Annotated in this window: 13 protein-coding genes; 3 read left to right on the top strand and 10 right to left on the bottom strand. The window is 53.0% G+C overall.

Annotated features, from left to right (window positions below):
• Positions 1 to 248: 248 nt before the first annotated feature.
• On the top strand, positions 249 to 1,094 hold the full coding sequence (gene nhoA / locus ACLJNW_RS03770) for an N-hydroxyarylamine O-acetyltransferase (protein ID WP_023203971.1): 846 nt from the start codon (positions 249 to 251) through the stop codon (positions 1,092 to 1,094).
• A 35-nt stretch (positions 1,095 to 1,129) separates the two neighbouring features.
• Here the strand turns inward: nhoA and ACLJNW_RS03775 are convergent, their stop codons facing one another.
• The 7 genes from ACLJNW_RS03775 to ACLJNW_RS03805 form a co-directional block, all read right to left on the bottom strand.
• A complete protein-coding gene (locus ACLJNW_RS03775) occupies positions 1,130 to 2,023 on the bottom strand; it encodes a PhzF family isomerase (RefSeq protein WP_000804299.1) in 894 nt (297 codons plus the stop codon).
• Between the two features lie 105 nt (positions 2,024 to 2,128).
• A complete protein-coding gene (gene narI / locus ACLJNW_RS03780) occupies positions 2,129 to 2,809 on the bottom strand; it encodes a respiratory nitrate reductase subunit gamma (protein ID WP_000617106.1) in 681 nt (226 codons plus the stop codon).
• The gene (gene narW / locus ACLJNW_RS03785) at positions 2,806 to 3,501 is read right to left on the bottom strand and encodes a nitrate reductase molybdenum cofactor assembly chaperone (protein ID WP_024154601.1); all 696 of its coding nucleotides are present in this window, start codon (positions 3,499 to 3,501) and stop codon (positions 2,806 to 2,808) included. Before narW ends, narI begins: the two co-directional genes overlap by 4 nt.
• Positions 3,501 to 5,045, bottom strand: coding sequence for a nitrate reductase subunit beta (gene narH, locus ACLJNW_RS03790; protein WP_024154600.1), 1,545 nt, complete (start codon positions 5,043 to 5,045; stop codon positions 3,501 to 3,503). Before narH ends, narW begins: the two co-directional genes overlap by 1 nt.
• A complete protein-coding gene (locus ACLJNW_RS03795; RefSeq protein ID WP_024154599.1) occupies positions 5,042 to 8,782 on the bottom strand; it encodes a nitrate reductase subunit alpha in 3,741 nt (1,246 codons plus the stop codon). The genes narH and ACLJNW_RS03795 overlap by 4 nt, the downstream gene beginning before the upstream one ends.
• A gap of 91 nt (positions 8,783 to 8,873) precedes the next feature.
• Positions 8,874 to 10,262 carry a NarK family nitrate/nitrite MFS transporter gene (locus ACLJNW_RS03800; RefSeq protein WP_024154598.1) on the bottom strand — a complete coding sequence of 463 codons (1,389 nt, stop codon included), beginning with the start codon at positions 10,260 to 10,262 and terminating at the stop codon, positions 8,874 to 8,876.
• Between the two features lie 213 nt (positions 10,263 to 10,475).
• The gene (locus ACLJNW_RS03805) at positions 10,476 to 11,054 is read right to left on the bottom strand and encodes a TetR family transcriptional regulator (protein ID WP_000121038.1); all 579 of its coding nucleotides are present in this window, start codon (positions 11,052 to 11,054) and stop codon (positions 10,476 to 10,478) included.
• Positions 11,055 to 11,171: 117 nt separating this feature from the next.
• On the opposite strand from ACLJNW_RS03805, the gene smvA reads away from it, so the two are divergent.
• Positions 11,172 to 12,659 carry a methyl viologen efflux MFS transporter SmvA gene (gene smvA, locus ACLJNW_RS03810; RefSeq protein ID WP_000489731.1) on the top strand — a complete coding sequence of 496 codons (1,488 nt, stop codon included), beginning with the start codon at positions 11,172 to 11,174 and terminating at the stop codon, positions 12,657 to 12,659.
• 24 nt (positions 12,660 to 12,683) lie between these two features.
• Here smvA and ACLJNW_RS03815 read toward each other — a convergent pair whose 3' ends face one another.
• The 3 genes from ACLJNW_RS03815 to yddG form a co-directional block, all read right to left on the bottom strand.
• Positions 12,684 to 13,064, bottom strand: coding sequence for a GFA family protein (locus ACLJNW_RS03815; protein WP_014343841.1), 381 nt, complete (start codon positions 13,062 to 13,064; stop codon positions 12,684 to 12,686).
• A 143-nt stretch (positions 13,065 to 13,207) separates the two neighbouring features.
• Complete coding sequence (gene ompD, locus ACLJNW_RS03820; protein ID WP_000769035.1) at positions 13,208 to 14,296, bottom strand: porin OmpD; 1,089 nt, start codon at positions 14,294 to 14,296, stop codon at positions 13,208 to 13,210.
• A gap of 522 nt (positions 14,297 to 14,818) precedes the next feature.
• Positions 14,819 to 15,700, bottom strand: a complete 882-nt coding sequence (yddG, locus tag ACLJNW_RS03825; protein WP_000203795.1) for an aromatic amino acid efflux DMT transporter YddG — start codon at positions 15,698 to 15,700, stop codon at positions 14,819 to 14,821.
• A gap of 277 nt (positions 15,701 to 15,977) precedes the next feature.
• On the opposite strand from yddG, the gene fdnG reads away from it, so the two are divergent.
• The gene (fdnG, locus tag ACLJNW_RS03830) at positions 15,978 to 19,025 is read left to right on the top strand and encodes a formate dehydrogenase-N subunit alpha (protein ID WP_001574320.1); all 3,048 of its coding nucleotides are present in this window, start codon (positions 15,978 to 15,980) and stop codon (positions 19,023 to 19,025) included.
• The last annotated feature ends 9 nt before the right edge of the window (positions 19,026 to 19,034 follow it).

The raw sequence follows: 19,034 nt of genomic DNA on the forward strand, positions 1-19,034 counted from the left end.
GACTCGCTGAGCTGGCGTTAAAAATTTTAACACGCCGCTATTTTGGCGGCGTGTCGCAAAGAGATTCTCAGAACCCGATTTCCGTTTGTACGCCAAAATCCCACGTACCTCCGGCGGCTGTAGCCGGCCTGTCTTATTTTTTTCAAAAGTATCCAACGCTATTCCACGGATAGGGTATCCTGTTGCGCAGCGATATCCGCCTCAGCCTGTGTGCCGAACGCAAGCATTAATGTTAATGGAAGCCTCAGATGACCTCTTTTTTACATGCTTATTTTACGCGATTACATTGTCAGCCGTTGGGGGTTCCTACGGTTGAAGCGCTCAGAACGCTTCACTTAGCGCACAACTGCGCGATTCCTTTTGAAAATCTGGATGTGCTACTGCCTCGTGAAATACAGCTCGATGAGACGGCATTAGAGGAGAAACTGCTTTATGCCCGACGCGGTGGATACTGTTTTGAACTGAATGGCCTGTTTGAACGCGCGTTACGCGACATCGGTTTTAACGTCCGAAGCTTATTGGGGCGGGTCATTCTGTCTCATCCCGCCAGTTTACCGCCACGCACGCACCGTTTGCTGCTGGTTGATGTTGAGGATGAGCAGTGGATCGCGGACGTGGGGTTTGGCGGCCAAACGCTAACCGCGCCGCTTCGTCTGCAGGCTGAAATTGCTCAGCAAACGCCGCATGGCGAATACCGCCTGATGCAGGAGGGGAGCACATGGATTTTACAATTCCGCCACCATGAGCACTGGCAGTCGATGTATTGTTTTGATCTGGGGGTGCAGCAGCAGAGCGATCATGTGATGGGCAATTTCTGGTCGGCTCACTGGCCGCAATCCCATTTTCGTCATCATTTGTTGATGTGCCGCCATTTGCCTGATGGCGGCAAGCTGACATTAACGAATTTCCACTTCACACGTTACCACCAGGGACATGCCGTTGACCAGGTCAATGTACCGGATGTACCGTCGTTGTATCAGTTACTTCAGCAGCAGTTTGGTCTCGGCGTAAATGATGTAAAGCACGGTTTTACCGAGGCGGAGCTGGCCGCGGTAATGGCTGCATTTGATACCCATCTGGAGGCGGGAAAATAATTTTTTGCCGCGAGGGTTTGCGGGCCTGACAAAGATTAAAAAGTAATGGCCCATTCGGCATGAAACAGAATGACCGCCTGGCCGGAGATGGTGACGTTTTCCGGCTGGTTATCGCGAATGGTGACGGTAACATCAACAGTACCCTCTTTGCCTAAAGCGCGCCCCTGATGGCCTTGAATCTGCAGCGTTTTACCGTCATGCGCCATCAGGCCATGTTGGACGAGCCATGCCCCCATCGGGCCATTGGCGTTTCCCGTTACCGGATCTTCCACAATTCCTATCGCCGGGGAAAACATTCGCCCATCGGTTTCGTTTTTTCCCGGACGAATCTGGAAAGGAAAAAAGCCGTTACAGCCAATTTGCTGGCTGATTGCCGTCAGGGCTGCCAGATTAGGAGAAAGGGCATCAATATCAACGTCTGGTTTGAGCAGGATCATCACTTTTGCATGTCCTGTTGAAGCCACCTGAATTGGCGCTCCCGGTACGATATCATCTTCAGTCAGGTTCAGTGCGGTGATGATGGCAGCCCGAATCTCTCCGACTAACGGTGGTTCAAAAGAGGGCTGACCTTGTTCCAGCGTGATGCGATAGTCGTTGTGTTCGGCATGAATTTCAACGCGATGACGGCCCGCTAACGAGGTTTGCCAGACGGTGGTGTTTCCCAACCCCAGTACCGTTGCCCGAACATAATGCGCGGCCACGGTGGCATGACCACAGATAGGGACTTCTACTGTCGGTGTAAAGTAGCGTATGCGCACATCACTCTCTTCGCTTTTTAGCAAAAAGGCGGTTTCCGAGTGACGAAGTTCACGGGCAATCAGCTGCATCTGCGCGTCGCTTAGCGTATCCGCATGTAAGACAACGCCAGCAGAGTTGCCGCGAAAGGGTTCGCTGGTGAAGGCGTCAACATGGTAAATCTGCGGTTTCATTGATGTTCTCCTTTGACTGAAGAATCATCATAGCCTGTGCGTTGCCGAATGACGACGCCCAGGCGTTTTTCTTTGCCCGGTAAGCGTACCCCCGGGCAAAGAGAATTAGCGGCGGGTACGAACAATCTGGTAGCGACGGGTGAAATACTCAAACGGCGCGCTCCAGACATGAACCAGGCGGGTGAACGGGAAGAGCAGGAAAATAGTCATTCCCAGCACCAGATGAACGCGGAAAACAAACGCCACACCGCTCAGCATTTCCGAAGACCCGCCGCGGAAGGTGACAATACTTTGCGCCCAGCCCACCAACTTCATCATTTCGCTGCCATCCGGATATTGCGCCGAAAACGGAATGGTGCTCAGGCCAAGCAGGCACTGAATCAGCAAAATGCTCATGATGATAATATCAGGTGTAGTGGATGTCGCCCGCACACGCTGATTGGTCAGACGACGCCACAGTAATCCCGCGCCGCCGATCAACGTTAATACGCCGCACACGCCGCCGAGGATCATCGCCATCTGCTGTTTTACCGCAATCGGCAGGAACCAGGCATACATCCAGTGTGGTGTCAGCATCCCAAACAGATGGCCAAAAAAGATCCCCAGAATGCCAATATGGAACAGATTCGACCATATCACCATCCCACGCTTATCCAGCATCTGGCTGGACGACGCGCGCCAGGTATATTGTCCGTAGTCATAGCGCAGCCAACTGCCGAGGAAGAAGACCGTGGCGCAAATATAGGGGTAGATATCGTAAAAAAAGACGTTCAGGTACTGTATCATTTCGGGCCTCCCGCGCTGACGTCGACGTACTGCGGCGCCGCGTCCTGGCTAAAGCGTCGTTGATAATGGTGTAACGGTGAACTGTCACAGGTCGTGGCGTTATCTTCGATAAACTTCACCTGCTCTTCTTCCCAGACGGCGTCCAGTGCCTGACGGGTATCATCCCGCGATTCCTGAACAATCTGCTTGGTGACACTGTCACTTGTAAACGTACTGCCCGCCAGCGTCAGCAGGGCGTCAAACAGTTGATACCACGGCGCTCCTCGCTGTTTCAGACGACCGCCCAGCAGCGCCAGAATAGGGGCAATATTCTGTAATCCCTCGCGCGCTTCCGCTTCCGGCAACACGCTTAAGTACTCCAGATAGAGCGGCAGGTGATCCGGCAGTTCGCGGCAGTTGAGCTGCAGGCCCACGGTTTCATACTGGCTTAACAAATCGACCATCGCCTGGCCGCGATCGCGGGACTCCGCATGAACATGCTCGAATAACAGCAATGAAGTGGCGCGCCCGCGGTCAAACACTTCGCACCATTCTGCTTGTTTATCCAGTAACGGCGCATAAAGTAGCTCGCGAGTGAAGTCGACCAGCATTGGCGCATCGTGTTGGATAAGGACAAGCGCTTCATCCCGACATTCCCACAACTCGTCGTCCGGATACTCCATCAACAGGCCAATCGCTTTGAGGATTTGCATTATTCCCCCTCCGCTTTATCACGCACTTCGGTGATATTGATGGCATCAATACGGCTACTGTTGAACAGGTTGAATTTGGTATCCGACCCGTGACAACCGTCGCCAAAAGTAAAGCCGCAGCCGTTGCGCTCCGGAAAGGCATCGCGCGCCATTTCCCGGTGGCTGGTGGGAATGACAAAACGATCTTCATAATTGGCAATCGCCAGGTAGCGATACATCTCTTCAACCTGTTGTATGCTCAGACCGACTTCCTCAATGGCGCGGGTATCCGTCACGCCTTCAACCGTCTGCGAGCGCATGTAGTGTCGCATCGCCATCATCCGCTTTAGCGCCCGAATGACCGGGCCGGTGTCGCCCGCGCTGAGCATATTGGCCAGGTACTGGACTGGAATACGCAGCGTTTCCACCGCCGGCAGAATATTGCCATTGTGCGGCAACCCGCCCGCGTCAGCGTATGACTGGATGGGCGATAGCGGCGGTACGTACCAGACCATCGGCAGGGTACGGTATTCCGGGTGCAGCGGAAGCGCCAGCTTCCAGTCCATCGCCATTTTGTACACCGGCGACCGTTGGGCGGCGTCGATGACGTTTTGCGGGATGCCCTGTTTAAGCGCCTCTTCGATGACCGCCGGATCGTGCGGATCGAGAAACACATCGCACTGACGTTCATACAAATCTGTCTCGTGTTCGGTACTGGCCGCGTCTTCAATCCTGTCGGCGTCGTAGAGCAGAACGCCAAGATAACGGATGCGCCCGACGCAGGTTTCCGAACAAACGGTCGGCTGGCCGGATTCAATACGCGGATAGCAAAATATGCACTTCTCAGACTTGCCGCTCTTCCAGTTAAAGTAGATTTTTTTGTACGGGCAGCCGCTGATACACAAACGCCAGCCCCGGCATTTATCCTGGTCGATTAGCACGATGCCGTCTTCTTCACGCTTATAAATAGCGCCACTTGGGCAGGTGGCTACACAACTGGGGTTCAGGCAGTGTTCGCACAGGCGCGGCAGGTACATCATGAAGGTGTTTTCGAACTGACCGTACATCTCTTTTTGTATGTTGTCGAAGTTGCGGTCGCGGGCGCGTTTTTCAAACTCGCCGCCGAGCAGCTCTTCCCAGTTTGGCCCCCAGATCACCTTGTCCATCCGTTTTCCGTCAATCAGTGAACGAGGACGGGCAGTGGGCTGATGCTTACTCTCCGGCGCAGTATGTAAATGCTGATAATCGAAGGTAAAGGGTTCATAGTAATCATCGATTTGCGGAATCACCGGGTTGGCGAAAATTTTGCTAATTACCCCCATTTTGCCGCCCAGACGGGGCCTTATCTTGCCATTAACATCACGAACCCAACCGCCTTGCCACTCCTGTTGGTCTTCCCAGTTTTTGGGATAGCCGATACCCGGTTTTGTTTCGACGTTATTGAACCATGCGTATTCCATCCCTTCACGTCCGGTCCAGACGTTTTTACAGGTGACGGAGCAGGTGTGACAGCCAATACATTTATCGAGATTCAGTACCATCCCAACCTGTGAGCGTATTTTCATTTTTTCGCCTCCTGTACCTGATCCCGGCCCTCATCATCCAGCCAGTTAATGTTTTTCATCTTCCTGATCATGATGAATTCATCGCGATTCGAACCCACGGTTCCGTAATAGTTGAAGCCGTAAGCCAGTTGCGCATAGCCGCCGATCATATGCGTCGGTTTTGGACAGACCCGGGTCACGGAGTTATGGATCCCGCCGCGCATCCCGGTGACTTCCGAACCCGGAATGTTCATAATCCGCTCCTGGGCGTGGTACATCATGGTCATACCCGGCGGGACGCGCTGGCTGACCACCGCACGAGCGGTAAGGGCGCCATTAGCGTTGAAGGCTTCAATCCAGTCGTTATCTTCAATACCCAGTTCACGGGCATCGGCTTCGCTGATCCAGACAATCGGCCCGCCGCGCGACAAGGTCAGCATCAGCAGGTTTTCGCTGTAGGTGGAGTGAATTCCCCATTTCTGGTGCGGCGTCAGGAAGTTAAGCGCTTTTTCCGGGAAACCGTTGGGCGGAATTTCTCGCATTTCGCTGACGCTGCGGGTATCAATCGGCGGGCGATATGCCACCAGGCTTTCGCCAAAAGCGCGCATCCACGCATGATCCTGATAGAGTTGTTGCCGCCCCGACAACGTGCGCCACGGGATCAGTTCATGTACGTTGGTATATCCGGCGTTATAAGAGACATGCTCGCTTTCCAGTCCTGACCAGGTCGGGCTGGAGATAATTTTGCGCGGTTGCGCCTGGATATCACGAAAGCGAATTTTCTCATCTTCTTTATTGATGGCCAGATGGGTGTGCTCGCGCCCGGTCATCTCGCCCAACGCCTGCCAGGCTTTCACCGCCACCTGACCGTTAGTTTCCGGCGCTAAGGCAAGAATCACTTCCGAAGCATCCAGCGCGGTGTCTATTCGCGGACGTCCTTTCGCCGGGCCATCGTGTTTGGTGTAATTGAGCTTACCGAGGAAATCGACTTCATCTTGCGTATTCCAGGCAATCCCCTTACCGCCGTTGCCTAATTTATCCAGCAGGGGACCCAGCGAGGTAAAACGTTCATAGGTGGCCGGATAATCGCGTTCAACCACGACGATATTGGGGGCGGTTTTGCCCGGAATAAGTTCGCACTCGCCTTTACGCCAGTCGAGAATATCAAATGGCTGCGCCAGTTCCGCCGGGGAATCATGCTGGAGCGGGTGTAGCACCACATCGGTTTCCTGTCCGAGGTGTCCGACACACACTTCAGAAAAGACGCTGGCGATACCTTTGTAGATCTCCCAGTCGCTTTTGGATTCCCAGGCAGGATCGACCGCAGCGGAAAGGGGGTGGATAAACGGATGCATATCCGAGGTATTCATATCGTCTTTTTCATACCAGGTGGCGGTCGGCAAAACGATATCGGAAAACAGACAGGTACTGGACATACGGAAATCAAGCGTGACCAACAGATCGAGCTTGCCCTCAATCGCGGCGGACTGCCATTCCACCTCTTCAGGCTTAATTCCTTCGCTGGAACCCAGCGCTTCGCCCTGGATACCGCTGTCGGTGCCCAGCAGATATTTGAGCATGTACTCATGACCTTTCCCGGAGGAGCCGAGCAGGTTAGAGCGCCAGACAAATAAATTTCGCGGGTGATTATGACCACTGTCAGGCTGTTCGCAGGCAAAACGGATAGCGCCTGATTTCAACGCCTGCACGGTATAATCCGCCGCAGACAGCCCGGCTTTATCGGCGCTCGCTTTCACGCTGAGCGGGTTAAGATTAAGCTGCGGCGCCGAAGGTAGCCAGCCCATACGTTCCGCGCGCACGTTGAAATCGATCAGGTGTCCGGAAAATTTAGCCGGATCGGCCAGCGGCGACAGCAACTCTTGCGCAGTCAGTTTTTCATAGCGCCACTGGCTGGCATGGTTGTAGAAAAACGAGGTACTGTTCATCTGACGCGGTGGGCGATTCCAGTCCAGCGCGAAGGCCAGCGGCAGCCAGCCGGTTTGCGGCCGCAGCTTCTCCTGGCCGACATAGTGCGCCCAGCCGCCGCCGGTTTGTCCAACACAGCCGCAGAACACCAGCATGTTAATCATCCCACGGTAATTCATATCCATGTGATACCAGTGATTCACTCCCGCGCCGAGGATGATCATTGAGCGACCGTGAGTTTTATGGGCGGTCTCGGCAAATTCACGCGCAATAGTTTCGATATGTCGACGCGGCACGCCGGTAATCTGTTCGCCCCAGGCCGGCGTGTAGGCTTTTACGTCGTTATAATTATTGGCGCTATGGCCGTCATCCAGACCACGATCCAGCCCATAATTCGCCAGCACCAGATCGTAAACGCTGACGGCCATCCGCTCGCTACCGTCCGCCAGAGCCAGGCGTTTCACCGGTAACTGACGTACCAGCACCGGTTCCTGCCGCACGCTGCGAAAATGTGGGTTTTCGTTACCGCCAAAATAGGGGAAAGCGACACCCGCCACGTCATCATGCTGACCGAGTAAAGAGAGCGACAGTTCAGTTTCGACGCCCGCCGCCACCGGTTCAAGGTTCCATTTTCCCTTTTCGCCCCAGCGAAAACCGATAGAACCGTTGGGCGCGACCAGTTCGCCCGTACTGTTGAGCGCGACGGTTTTCCATTCCGGATTATTGGCTTCTCCCAGTCCATCCACCAGATCCGATGCGCGCATCATACGCCCCGGCACATAACTGCCGTCTGCGCGCTCATCCAACAGGACCAGCATTGGCATGTCGGTATAACGGCGGCAATAGTTAAGAAAATAGTCGCTGGGATTATCGAGATGAAACTCTTTTAAAATAACGTGACCCATAGCCATCGCCAGCGCGCTGTCGGTACCTTGCTTTGGCGCCAGCCACTGATCGCACAGTTTAGCGACTTCGGAATAGTCCGGGGTGATGGCGATCGTCTTAGTGCCTTTGTAGCGCACTTCAGTAAAGAAGTGGGCGTCCGGGGTACGCGTCTGCGGCACGTTAGAGCCCCAGGCAATAATGTAGGCTGAGTTATACCAGTCGGCAGACTCCGGCACATCAGTCTGCTCGCCCCAGGTCATTGGCGACGCGGGTGGAAGATCGCAATACCAGTCATAGAAGCTCAGACAAGTACCGCCAAGCAATGACAGATAACGTGTTCCGGCGGCGTAAGAAACCATCGACATTGCCGGAATAGGTGAAAACCCCGCCACACGATCCGGACCATAGGTTTTGATTGTCCAGACGTTAGCAGCGGCAATGAGCTGATTCAGCTCTTTCCAGTTCGAACGAATAAAGCCGCCATGTCCGCGCACCTGTTTGTAACTTTGGCATTTTTGCGGGTCGTTCATTATAGATTCCCATGCCAGTACCGGATCGCTGTGCCGGGAAAGGGCCTCGCGCCACAGTTCTATCAGCCGCTTACGCACCAGAGGGTATTTCAAACGATTGGCGCTATAGAGATACCAGGAGTAGCTGGCGCCGCGCGGGCAGCCGCGCGGTTCATGGTTCGGTAAATCGGGACGCGTGCGCGGGTAGTCGGTTTGCTGGGTTTCCCACGTCACCAGACCATTTTTGACATAAATTTTCCAACTACAGGAGCCCGTGCAGTTGACGCCGTGGGTTGAGCGCACGATCTTATCAAACTGCCAGCGCTGGCGATAACTGTCTTCCCAGTCGCGGTTGGTATGCATCACCTGACCATGGCCGTCGGCAAAGGTATCGCCTTTTTGTTTAAAGTAACGAAAGCGATCCAACAGTTTACTCATGACATTTCTCCTGCTTCGATAAATTTTCCGCCATCCTGTCGATTTGGCGTTAAACCATTACCGGATGGCCGTCCTACAGGTGCGTATGTTGTTATTGTTGTTTAGGCTTACGACGCCCGTAGACCAGCCAGGTCAGCAGGACGCAAGCGATGTAAAACAGCAAAAAGATTTTCATGGCGCCCACCGGCGAGCCGGTCAAGGCCAAAGAGGTGCCAAACGCTTTTGGAATAAAGAAGCCGCCCACAGCGCCAATAGCGGAGATAAAACCGAGCGCGGCGGCGGTATCCGTCACCGCTTCGCGCTGCGCCTGCTCATCGCTCCCGCCGCGCAGTTTGACGTTGTAGAGCGTGATCTGACGGAAGATCACCGCAATCATCTGGAAGGTAGAACCGCTGCCGAGACCCGCTGTCAAAAACAGGCCCATAAAAACAAGATAGAACGCGCTAAAGCTGCCTGCGCCGGAGCCTGGCAGCGTGAGAAATAGCAGGGCGGTAAACAGCGCCATAAAGATAAAATTAATGAGCGTTACGCGAACGCCGCCGAATTTATCGGAGATCACGCCGCCTGCCGATCGCGCCAGCGCGCCGATAAAGGGGCCAAAGAACGCCAGTTGCAGAATGTTTACGTCGGGAAATTGCGTTTTGGCGAGCATGGCGAAACCTGCGGAAAAGCCGATGAATGACCCGAATGTCGCCAGGTACAGCAGGCTAAGCAGCCACAGGTGCAGACGTTTTAGCACCGGCAATTGCGAGGCGACAGACGCTTTTGAACTGCCGATATCGTTCATACCAAACCAGGCGGCAAGCGTCGCGACAGCCAGTAACGGCACCCAGATCCAGGCGGCGTTAGTGAGGGCGAGCAGGGAGCCATCAGGTTGCGGCACGCCCTGGACGCCTAAAAAAGTAAATATCGGCAGAAAAATAACCAGCGGCGCAAGCAACTGCATCACACTGACGCCAAGATTTCCCAGGCCGCCGTTAATACCCAACGCGCTACCTTGTCTGGCTTTTGGAAAGAAAAAACTGATGTTGCCCATACTGGACGCGAAGTTAGCCCCCGCAAAACCGCACAACAGAGCGATGAGCATAAATACCCCGAAAGGGGTGGCAGGATTTTGCACGGCGAATCCCAGCCAGGCGCAGGGAATAATCAATATTACGGTACTTAATACGGTCCATTTACGGCCACCAAACAGTGGTACCATAAAGGAGTAGGGAACGCGTAATATTGCGCCGGAAAGAGAAGGTAATGCGGTTAATAAAAAGAGTTGGTCGGTGGTAAAATTAAATCCAATTTTATTGAGGTTGACGGCAACAGCGCTAAACAACATCCAGACGCAAAATGCCAGGAGCAAACAACTTACTGAAATCCATAAGTTTCTTCTGGCGATGCCTTTCCCTTTATTCTCCCAGAAGGCTGGATTTTCGGGTCGCCAGTCACTCAAGAGATAACGGTTATAATTCTCGTTTTGTCGTGTCATTTTCCCCCTCACATGCGCATATCATTTGAAAAAAACACAAAAAAGAGACAGAGCGTCACGCGCTCTTTTGAGAACTTATTGAAGTTTTTTTAGAATATTGAGTGAAAGAATAGATAAAAAACCAGGCCAGCGCGGCGCGAAGAGGAGATATGATGCTTCTTAATTGTTACTATTTGTAAATTAAAAGTGATTTTTATTAAATTATTTGTAACTTTACGCAAAGAGTTCAAGCGTAATCATCCGATCCAGATGGTATTTAAACGCGGGATCGGCCATTTCCGGAATACCCAGCACATACATACCGTCCAGCCCGCACACCAGTGCGATAAGCCGCCAGGCGATATCCGTGGCGTTAGCAGTAAACGTAAATTCTCCTGCCTGTTTGCCCTGCTCGATAATTGTGACCGTTTCCTCATGCCACATCTGCATCGTGAGGAGATAAGCATCTCTGATGTGCGGATCCCGATCGGCCAGAATTTGCGCCTCTCGCCACAATTTTATGTAAGGCTCAAAGCCGCCGTCTTCGCTACCCAACATAGCGTGAAGCCGTGCACGCCAGGTGGCGGGCGGCGGAACTTGCCCGGCATCAAGCAGGGTGCGGATCAAATGGACAAAGGCCAGCGCTTTGAGCTCGCCCGCCGAGCTGAAGTGGTGATGCACCTGGCCGGCGGCGACATCGGCTTCTGATGCAATTCGTCGCACCGTCATGGCGGCAAACCCGTCTGCCAGCGCCACGCGCATCGCCGCTTGCAGGATCACTTCGCGGCGTTCATCCCGGTTAAGGTAACTCATATTTTCCCCACATTAGCCAATGCGCGCAGTGTAACAAAAAGCTGGACATTCGTTCAACTTACCGTAGGATCCTGAAGCTGGACAAGCGTCCAAATTTGAGTTTTTGAAGGGAGAGTTATGTTTCGTCAGTGGTTAACGTTAGTCATTATTGTGCTGGTCTATATTCCTGTCGCCATTGATGCCACGGTCTTGCATGTCGCCGCGCCGACACTGAGTATGACACTGGGGGCCAGCGGCAACGAGCTGCTGTGGATCATTGATATTTATTCTTTGGTCATGGCTGGCATGGTGTTGCCGATGGGCGCGCTTGGCGATCGTATCGGTTTTAAACGCCTGCTGATGCTGGGCGGGACGCTCTTTGGCCTGGCATCATTGGCGGCGGCGTTTTCGCATACCGCCAGTTGGCTTATCGCCACCAGGGTATTACTGGCTATTGGCGCGGCGATGATTGTACCGGCGACGCTGGCCGGGATACGCGCCACCTTTTGTGAAGAGAAGCATCGCAACATGGCGCTGGGCGTCTGGGCAGCGGTAGGTTCGGGCGGAGCGGCGTTTGGGCCGCTCATCGGCGGCATATTATTAGAGCATTTTTACTGGGGATCGGTTTTCCTGATCAACGTGCCGATTGTGCTGGTCGTCATGGGCTTAACCGCCCGTTATGTTCCTCGCCAGGCGGGCCGTCGCGATCAACCGCTCAATCTTGGCCATGCGGTGATGCTGATTATTGCCATTTTGCTGTTGGTCTATAGCGCTAAAACCGCGCTGAAAGGGCATTTGTCGCTGTGGGTCATCTCGTTTACCCTGCTTACCGGCGCGCTGCTCCTGGGACTCTTTATCCGCACACAGCTTGCGACATCGCGTCCGATGATTGATATGCGACTATTTACCCATCGCATTATCCTGAGCGGCGTCGTGATGGCGATGACCGCGATGATCACTCTGGTGGGCTTTGAGCTGCTGATGGCGCAAGAGCTACAGTTTGTTCACGGGCTATCGCCTTATGAGGCCGGGGTATTTATGCTGCCGGTGATGGTCGCCAGTGGATTCAGCGGGCCGATTGCGGGCGTGCTGGTCTCGCGTCTGGGACTACGGCTGGTCGCGACGGGCGGCATGGCGTTAAGCGCGCTGAGTTTTTATGGCCTGGCGATGACGGATTTCAGCACCCAGCAATGGCAGGCCTGGGGGCTGATGGCGCTGCTGGGATTTAGCGCCGCCAGCGCATTGCTGGCTTCCACGTCGGCAATTATGGCCGCTGCGCCGGCAGAAAAAGCGGCGGCGGCCGGCGCGATAGAAACGATGGCTTATGAACTGGGCGCGGGACTGGGCATTGCCATTTTCGGTCTGTTGTTAAGCCGTAGCTTCTCCGCGTCTATCCGTCTGCCTGCCGGGCTTGAGGCGCAAGAGATTGCCAGAGCGTCATCTTCAATGGGAGAAGCCGTGCAGTTGGCGAATAGCCTACCGCCCACGCAGGGGCAGGCAATACTGGACGCCGCCAGACATGCCTTTATCTGGTCGCATAGCGTGGCGTTAAGCAGCGCCGGGAGTATGCTTCTTTTGCTGGCGGTAGGGATGTGGTTCAGCCTGGCAAAAGCCCAACGCCGATAACATAACGCCTGGTGAGATAAGCGCTTAATGCGCTAGCTGGCAGGGGGAGTCCATTTCCTCAACCTCTTTACCGCTGAGGCGTGCGTATTGCCCCGTCAGTCGCCAGAAGGCAGGCTGGGTTTCGGTATAAATTTCCGCAGCCAGAATCAGCCGACGGCGATCAACTTCGTTCAGTTCCAGTAAGGTCCAGGGAATAAAATAGCGATCGGTATCGGTAAGCCGAAACCACAGCGGACACCCGCAGCCGGAACAGAAGTAGCGTTCGCCGCGCGAAGAGGATGAAAAGTATGGCGGTTCCGGGGAAAGGGGGGCTAGCTGTGGTTGCCCGCAGGCTTCCAGATACATGGCTATTCCACCCGACCATTTTTGACACAGCGTACAATGGCAGGCATAGACATCCAGCATTTCGACGTCAACGGTAAAATGGCTCTGTCCGCAAAGACAACGACCAGTGAACGTCTGCACGGCATACTCCTTATGACCGAGTCTACATCAAGAGAAAAAGCCAGCCCTGAAAGGACTGGCTTTGTATTCAGACTACAACAAAATTAGAACTGGTAGTTCAGACCAACAGCAACGATGTTGTCGGTAGACACTTTAGCCGCTTTGGTGAAGTCGCTGTCGTCCAGCAGGTTGATTTTGTAATCAACGAAGGTGGACATGTTTTTGTTGAAGTAGTAGGTAGCACCGACATCGATGTACTCAACCAGATCCTGGTCACCGTAAGTACCCAGGTTTTTACCTTTGGATTTCAGGTAAGCGATGGACGGACGCAGACCGAAGTCGAACTGATACTGAGCAACTGCTTCAAAGTTCTGGGTTTTATTCGCGATAAACGCATCACCCGCTGCATCTTCACCAAAGGTGGTCATGTTCAGCGTTTCGGAGTAGGTGGTCGCCAGGTAGATGTTGTTCGCATCATATTTCAGACCAGCAGCCCAGACTTCAGCGTTTTTACCCGCAGCATTCAGGTTGCTCGCTGCTTTCACCTGGTTGTTAGTACGGTCAGACTTCGCATAGGCCGCACCTACGCCAAAACCTTCGTACTCATACGTTGCGGACAGACCGAAACCGTCGCCGTTAGACTCGTACGCGCCGTCACGGTCATTTTTGCCCTGGTACTGCGCGGCAAAGTTCAGACCTTCAACCAGGCCAAAGAAGTCAGTGTTACGGTAGGTGGCAACACCAGTAGTACGGCCAGTCATGAAGACGTCAGTCTGAGTCCAGGTATCGCCACCAAACTCTGGCAGAACGTCGGTCCATGCGCCGATGTCGTAAGCAACGCCGTAGTTACGACCGTAGTCGAAAGAACCGTAGTCAGCGAATTTCAGACCAGCAAACGCCAGACGGGTTTTGTCTTTGTCAGCGCCCTGGCTTTCAGTACGGTTGCCTTTGAATTCATATTCCCACTGGCCAAAACCGGTTAACTGATCGTTGATCTGCGTTTCGCCTTTAAAGCCCAGACGCGCGTAAGTTTTGTCACCATCACTTCCGTTATCATCAGAGAAATAATGCTGAGCGTGAACTTTACCGTACAGATCCAGTTTATTGCCGTCTTTGTTATATACCTCGGCTGCATTTACAACGCCTGCTGCCAACAGGGAAGTCACTGCCACTGCCACTAACTTAAGTTTCATTTTAATAATCCTTATAATTTTCTTAGCGTGTTTCCTCAACCATTGTTAAACGAGGCGTTTGTCAATGGCAGACTATTTTTAAATGACGGAGTGGCATAAGTTCAATAATAAGTTTCATAAGATTACAAATTATTTTAATTTGTGTGATCGAGATCTCCTTAATACATTTGAGAGTATTAATTCAAATAGGGACTGTCTAATAAGATATATTTTCGGAGGGGACTATTGGGCTGTTTATGGTTTTATTTTTGGTAGTAACGACTGATTATTATATGCACTAATACAGTTGCGAGCTAACGTTAATTATATATTTGTTAATATGATTATATCATTGCATTAACATATTTAACGATTTTATAAAATCCATTTTTACCAGCGCATCCTAGTATGGCGCAGGGGGAGCACGTGAAAATGAAAAATCGTCAAATACACACAGGCGATAGATAAAAGCGTAGTTGTGTTATGAAGAGTGTCAAGGTACAGCGGGTCGATTTAATATCAACATCGGCCCGCCCGTCGCTATTAGCGCCGCCGCGTTGCCAGCCAACAAAGTAGTGAACCTACGCAAACCATGACTGCGCCTTGCCAGAAGGAGAATGACAGTGGTGAGCTGAGTAACAGCGCTGCCAGAGCAGAGGACATGACGGGGGTAAAATAAGACCCTACGGCCATGATAGTCACATTGCCATGAAGTATGCCCACATTCCATGCGGCGTAGGCAAACCCTAACGTTAATGCCGCGGTAAAAAGTTTAGCAATCACCGGTAGGCTAAATATCATGGCAGGTTGCGGCGTAAGAAAATAGTGGAACCACAGCGCCACGGCGGTGAGTAACACAAAGACGGTGATACCGTTAAAACCACGCGCATATTTATTTGTGACGGTGCAGTATGTCGCCCATATAAACGCCCCAAGAAATGCCAGTAAATAACTTAGCGGACTGGTGGCGACATTGCTGATAATTTCTCCTGGATTAAGACCATTCTCGCCCCCCAGAACCCAGCAAACGCCAGTAAGTGCAATAAGCAATCCAGGAACAATAAGCCAGTTAGTTTTTTGCCCATTAAAAAGAATGGCAAACAGAATGGTCAGGCTGGGCCATAAATAGTTAACCATGCCGACTTCGATAGCCTGATGGCGAGTGGCGGCATAACCGAGAGAAAGCGCCAGGCATATTTCATAACTGACAAACAGTACGCTGCCTGCGATGAGGTATCGCCCCGGGAAACGGCGGATATCAGGTAATCCGACGGTAAAAATCAGCAGCAGACCGCTTAATGAATAGATCATGGCTGCGCCGCCTACCGGTCCGAGACCTTCGCTGACGCCGCGAATTAACCCAACCATCGTGCTCCACAGAACGATGGCAACAAGCCCTATTAGCGTTGCTTTTTGTGATGTCATGCTTTGTGACTGTCCTGAATACCGCGCAAAATAAACTGCCACTTATAGCACTTTTTCCGAGGGCGATGCCATGCAGTGTCATTTTTTAGTACCTCCCTGGAGTTATTGCAGTTTAAAAATAGGGCTATTTAATAGCGGAACCGTTTCAATATTGATTTGACGCAAAAAAGTTATCGATTTTGCTGTTAGTTTCCTCGCGAAGTTATACACGTATCCTGGGCTGAGGTTTTGCTGCAGTTCGAAGGAGGCGTGCATCCGTGGAAAAAAGAGGAAAGCAATGGACGTCAGCCGCAGACAATTTTTTAAAATCTGCGCGGGCGGTATGGCGGGAACAACGGTGGCCGCACTGGGTTTTACCCCTAAAATGGCCCTGGCTCAGGCGCGAAACTATAAGCTGTTGCGCGCAAAAGAGATCCGTAACTCCTGCACATACTGTTCCGTAGGTTGCGGGCTATTAATGTATAGCCTGGGAGATGGGGCAAAAAACGCGAAAGAAGCGATTTACCATATTGAAGGCGACCCGGATCATCCGGTAAGCCGTGGCGCGCTGTGCCCGAAAGGGGCCGGTTTGCTGGACTATGTTCACAGTGAAGATCGCCTACGCTATCCGGAATACCGCGCGCCGGGTTCCGACAAGTGGCAGCGCATTAGCTGGGATGACGCTTTCACTCGTATTGCTAAATTAATGAAAGCCGACCGCGACGCCAACTTTATTGAAAAGAATGAGCAGGGCGTCACGGTTAACCGCTGGCTCTCTACCGGAATGCTGTGCGCCTCGGCGGCCAGCAATGAAACGGGTATGCTGACGCAGAAGTTTGCGCGTTCTCTCGGTATGCTGGCGGTAGATAACCAGGCGCGCGTCTGACACGGACCAACGGTAGCAAGTCTTGCTCCAACATTTGGTCGCGGTGCGATGACCAACCACTGGGTGGATATTAAAAACGCCAACGTCGTGATGGTGATGGGCGGCAATGCCGCAGAAGCGCATCCGGTGGGTTTCCGCTGGGCGATGGAAGCGAAAAACAATAACGATGCGACGCTGATTGTCGTTGATCCACGCTTTACGCGTACGGCGTCGGTGGCGGATATCTATGCGCCAATACGTTCCGGTACAGACATTACCTTTCTGTCCGGCGTTTTGCTGTACCTGATCGAAAATAACAAAATCAACGCTGAATACGTTAAGCATTACACCAACGCCAGCCTGCTGGTGCGGGATGATTTTGCCTTTGATGACGGTCTTTTCAGCGGCTATGACGCCCAAAAGCGTCAGTACGATAAATCCTCCTGGAACTACCAGTTCGATGAAAACGGCTATGCCAAACGTGATGAAACGTTGACGCACCCACGCTGTGTGTGGAATCTGCTGAAGCAGCACGTTTCGCGCTACACGCCGGACGTCGTGGAAAACATCTGCGGTACGCCGAAAGCGGATTTCCTGAAGGTGTGTGAGGTGTTGGCCTCTACCAGCGCGCCGGATCGCACTACCACCTTCCTGTATGCGCTGGGCTGGACGCAACATACCGTCGGGGCGCAGAACATCCGTACTATGGCGATGATCCAGTTGCTGCTCGGCAATATGGGGATGGCTGGCGGCGGTGTGAACGCCTTGCGCGGCCACTCTAATATTCAGGGTTTAACGGATTTAGGACTGCTCTCCACCAGCCTGCCGGGCTACCTGACGCTGCCATCGGAAAAACAGGCCGATCTGCAAACTTATCTGGCAGCGAATACCCCCAAAGCGACGCTGGCCGATCAGGTCAACTACTGGGGTAATTATCCTAAGTTCTTCGTCAGCCTGATGAAATCTTTCTATGGCGATGCAGCGCAGAAAGAGAATGACTGGGGCTTTGCCTGGCTGCCTAAATGGGATCAGTCCTATGACGTGATCAAATATTTCAACATGATGGATAGCGGGAAAGTCACCGGCTATTTCTGTCAGGGCTTTAACCCGGTGGCGTCCTTCCCGGACAAAAACAAAGTGGTGCAAAGCTTAAGCAAACTGAAGTATCTGGTCGTTATCGATCCGCTGGTGACTGAAACGTCAACGTTCTGGCAGAACCACGGCGAATCTAATGATGTCGATCCGACAACGATTCAGACCGAAGTCTTCCGTCTGCCGTCTACCTGTTTTGCGGAAGAGGATGGCTCTATCGCTAACTCCGGTCGCTGGTTACAGTGGCACTGGAAAGGTCAGGACGCGCCGGGCGAAGCGCGTAACGACGGCGAGATTCTGGCCGGTATTTACCATCGTCTGCGTGAAATGTATCGCGCAGAAGGCGGTAAAGGCGCCGAACCACTATTGAAGATGAGCTGGAACTACAAGCAGCCGGATGAACCGCATTCGGAAGAAGTGGCGAAAGAGAACAACGGCTATGCGCTGGAAGATCTCTATGACGCCAACGGTACACTGCTTGCCAGGAAAGGCCAGTTGTTGAGTAGTTTTGCATTACTGCGCGATGACGGTACGACATCCTCCTCCTGCTGGATTTATACCGGTAGCTGGACGGAGCAGGGCAACCAGATGTCCAGACGTGATAACGCCGACCCGTCAGGGCTTGGCAATACACTGGGTTGGGCGTGGGCGTGGCCGCTAAACCGTCGCGTATTGTATAACCGCGCTTCGGCGGACCCGCAGGGTAAACCGTGGGATCCAAAACGGATGCTGATCCAGTGGAACGGCGCGAAGTGGACAGGGAACGATATTCCGGACTTTAACAACGCGGCGCCGGGGAGCGGGACCAATCCATTTATCATGCAGCCGGAAGGGCTGGGACGTCTGTTTGCTATTGATAAAATGGCGGAAGGACCGTTCCCTGAGCATTACGAGCCGATGGAAACGCCGCTGGGCACTAACCCGCTGCACCCGAATGTGGTCTCGAACCCGGCTGCGCGTCTGTATGAAGAAGATGCGCTGCGCATGGGTAAGAAGGAGCAGTTTCCGTACGTGGGCACGACTTACCGCCTCACAGAGCATTTCCATACCTGGACCAAACATGCGCTACTTAACGCTATCGCTCAGCCGGAACAGTTTGTGGAGATCAGTGAGACGCTGGCGGCAGCGAAAGGTATTGCTAACGGCGACTATGTGAAGGTGAGCAGTAAACGCGGGTTTATTCGCGCGGTCGCGGTGGTAACTCGTCGTCTTCGCACCCTGCATGTCAACGGTCAGCAGGTTGAAACGGTGGGGATCCCGATTCACTGGGGCTTTGAGGGTGTCGCGCGCAAAGGCTATATCGCCAATACTCTGACGCCAAATGTCGGTGATGCCAACTCGCAAACGCCGGAATACAAAGCGTTTTTAGTTAACATCGAGAAGGCGTAAGGGAGGCGA

The sequence above is a fragment of the Salmonella sp. SAL4457 genome, from assembly GCF_046548235.1.
Classification (GTDB): domain Bacteria; phylum Pseudomonadota; class Gammaproteobacteria; order Enterobacterales; family Enterobacteriaceae; genus Salmonella; species Salmonella enterica.